The sequence below is a fragment of the Mojavia sp. genome (assembly GCF_059505145.1).
Map to the genome: position 1 here is coordinate 1 of NZ_JCACKA010000049.1, position 2,887 is coordinate 2,887.

The window sequence follows — 2,887 nt, forward strand, 5'->3', positions numbered from 1 at the left end:
GGCAGGCGTCACACCCTATACGTCCACTTTCGTGTTTGCAGAGTGCTGTGTTTTTAATAAACAGTCGCAGCCACCGATTTTTTGCAACCCATTCATGCTCCGTTGTTCACTTCACACTAATAGGGCACACCTTCTTCCGAAGTTACGGTGTCAATTTGCCGAGTTCCTTCTCCTGAGTTCTCTCAAGCGCCTTAGAATACTCATCTCGCGCACCAGTGTCGGTTTGCGGTACGGTCGTATACAGCTGAAGCTTAGTGGCTTTTCCTGGAACCTCGTTCAGTCACTTCGCGAGCAAGCTCGCTCGATCGTTGGCCTCGGTATATGTGCACCGGATTTGCCTAATGCACGCCTACATCCAACTAAACCGGGATATCCAACACCCGGATGACCTATTAAGATCCGTCCCCACATCGCACTGTATATCGGTACAGGAATATTGACCTGTTTCCCATCAGCTACGCATCTCTGCCTCGCCTTAGGGGCCGACTCACTCTACGCCGATGAACGTTGCGTAGAAAACCTTGCGCTTACGGCGAGGGGGCTTTTCACCCCCTTTAACGCTACTCATGTCAGCATTCGCACTTCTGATACCTCCAGCACGCTTTACAACGCACCTTCACAGGCTTACAGAACGCTCTCCTACCACTTGCAATAAATTGCAAATCCGCAGCTTCGGTAACTGGCTTAGCCCCGTTACATCTTCCGCGCAGGACGACTCGATCAGTGAGCTATTACGCTTTCTTTAAATGATGGCTGCTTCTAAGCCAACATCCTGACTGTTTTAGCCTTCCCACTTCGTTTCCCACTTAGCCAATTTTAGGGACCTTAGCTGGCGGTCTGGGTTGTTTCCCTCTTGAGTCCGGACGTTAGCACCCGGTGCTCTGTCTCCCAAGCTGTACTCTTCGGTATTCGGAGTTTGCCTTGGTTTGGTAAGTCGCCATGACCCCCTAGCCAAAACAGTGCTCTACCCCCGAAGGTAATACTTGAGGCACTACCTAAATAGTTTTCGGAGAGAACCAGCTATTTCCAAGTTTGTTTAGCCTTTCACCCCTATCCACAGCTCATCCGCTAGTTTTGCAACACTAGTCGGTTCGGACCTCCAGTACCTGTTACGGCACCTTCATCCTGGCCATGGATAGATCACTTGGTTTCGGGTCTACACCCAGCGACTGATCGCCCTATTCGGACTCGATTTCTCTACGGCTTCCCTATTCGGTTAACCTTGCCACTGAATGTAAGTCGCTGACCCATTATACAAAAGGTACGCAGTCACCCTTGCGGGCTCCTACTTTTTGTAAGCACGCGGTTTCAGGATCTATTTCACTCCCCTCCCGGGGTTCTTTTCGCCTTTCCCTCACGGTACTAGTTCACTATCGGTCGATGATGAGTATTTAGCCTTGGAGGATGGTCCCCCCATATTCAGACAGGATTACACGTGTCCCGCCCTACTTTTCGCTAGCTCAGTACCACACAAGTCTTTTAACGTACGGGGCTGTCACCCACTATGGCCGGCCTTTCCAAGCCGTTCTGATAAGTCTTGTGCTATCACTAGCAGGCTCTTCCGATTTCGCTCGCCACTACTTTCGGAATCTCGGTTGATGTCTTTTCCTCGAGCTACTGAGATGTTTCAGTTCACCCGGTTCGCCTCGCATGACTATGTATTCATCATGCGATACCTTTCGGTGGGTTTCCCCATTCGGAAATCTCCGGATCAAAGCTAATTTGCCAGCTCCCCGAAGCTTATCGCAGGCTATCACGTCCTTCGTCGCCTATCATCGCCAAGGCATCCACCACGTGCTCTTATTCACTTGACCCTATAACTTTGACGTTTCTTCACAGAAACCAAAGTCAATCAAGGAATTGCCAGGTCTTTCACCTGGCGCGTTATGCCGTCTTCATAAATCGATTTCTCGAAATTGAAGTTCATATTGACGCAATCAAAAATTCAAGTTGCTGACGGCACGGTGAGCCATGAAGCTCTTTCCGTCAGCAACGCTGATTCAACTCTATGAATTTTTAAAGAACAGCCGATTGATCAGGAGATCCCGATCAACAACAAAGAAGCCTCATGCTTTCGCAGGAAGCCGCTTTGGTGTTGAAACGTTCCGAGGGGAACCGATGATTGGTTGTGGTGGAGGATGACGGGATCGAACCGACGACCCCCTGCTTGCAAAGCAGGTGCTCTCCCAGCTGAGCTAATCCCCCAAATCCCTCAGTTTTCTCTCACACGAGGTATCAGAAGATTTGGTGGGTCTAGTTGGGCTCGAACCAACGACCCCCGCCTTATCAAGACGGTGCTCTAACCAGCTGAGCTACAGACCCATTCGCCAATTGCCTTCAAAATCGAAGACAACCGACTTCTTCCAACAACCGATAAGTGTGGGCGTTTAAATTAAATTGCTTGTTTCCAGAAAGGAGGTGATCCAGCCGCACCTTCCGATACGGCTACCTTGTTACGACTTCACCCCAGTCACGAACCCTGCCGTGGTAATCGCCCTCCTTGCGGTTAAGCTAACTACTTCTGGCAGAACCCGCTCCCATGGTGTGACGGGCGGTGTGTACAAGACCCGGGAACGTATTCACCGTGACATTCTGATCCACGATTACTAGCGATTCCGACTTCACGCAGTCGAGTTGCAGACTGCGATCCGGACTACGACTGGTTTTATGGGATTAGCTCCCCCTCGCGGGTTGGCAACCCTTTGTACCAGCCATTGTATGACGTGTGTAGCCCCACCTATAAGGGCCATGAGGACTTGACGTCATCCCCACCTTCCTCCGGTTTGTCACCGGCAGTCTCATTAGAGTGCCCAACTGAATGTAGCAACTAATGACAAGGGTTGCGCTCGTTGCGGGACTTAACCCAACATCTCACGACACGAGCTGA

General features: G+C 50.7%; 2 tRNA genes and 2 rRNA genes. All 4 read right to left on the bottom strand.

What is annotated here, in order from left to right:
- Positions 1-1,814: ribosomal RNA gene (locus AC5JL8_RS10330) — 23S ribosomal RNA — on the bottom strand; the annotation flags it as partial.
- Positions 1,815-2,129: 315 nt separating this feature from the next.
- Positions 2,130-2,205, bottom strand: a tRNA-Ala gene (locus tag AC5JL8_RS10335).
- 40 nt (positions 2,206-2,245) lie between these two features.
- Positions 2,246-2,322: transfer RNA gene (locus AC5JL8_RS10340), tRNA-Ile, on the bottom strand.
- A gap of 89 nt (positions 2,323-2,411) precedes the next feature.
- Positions 2,412-2,887: ribosomal RNA gene (locus AC5JL8_RS10345) — 16S ribosomal RNA — on the bottom strand; the annotation flags it as partial.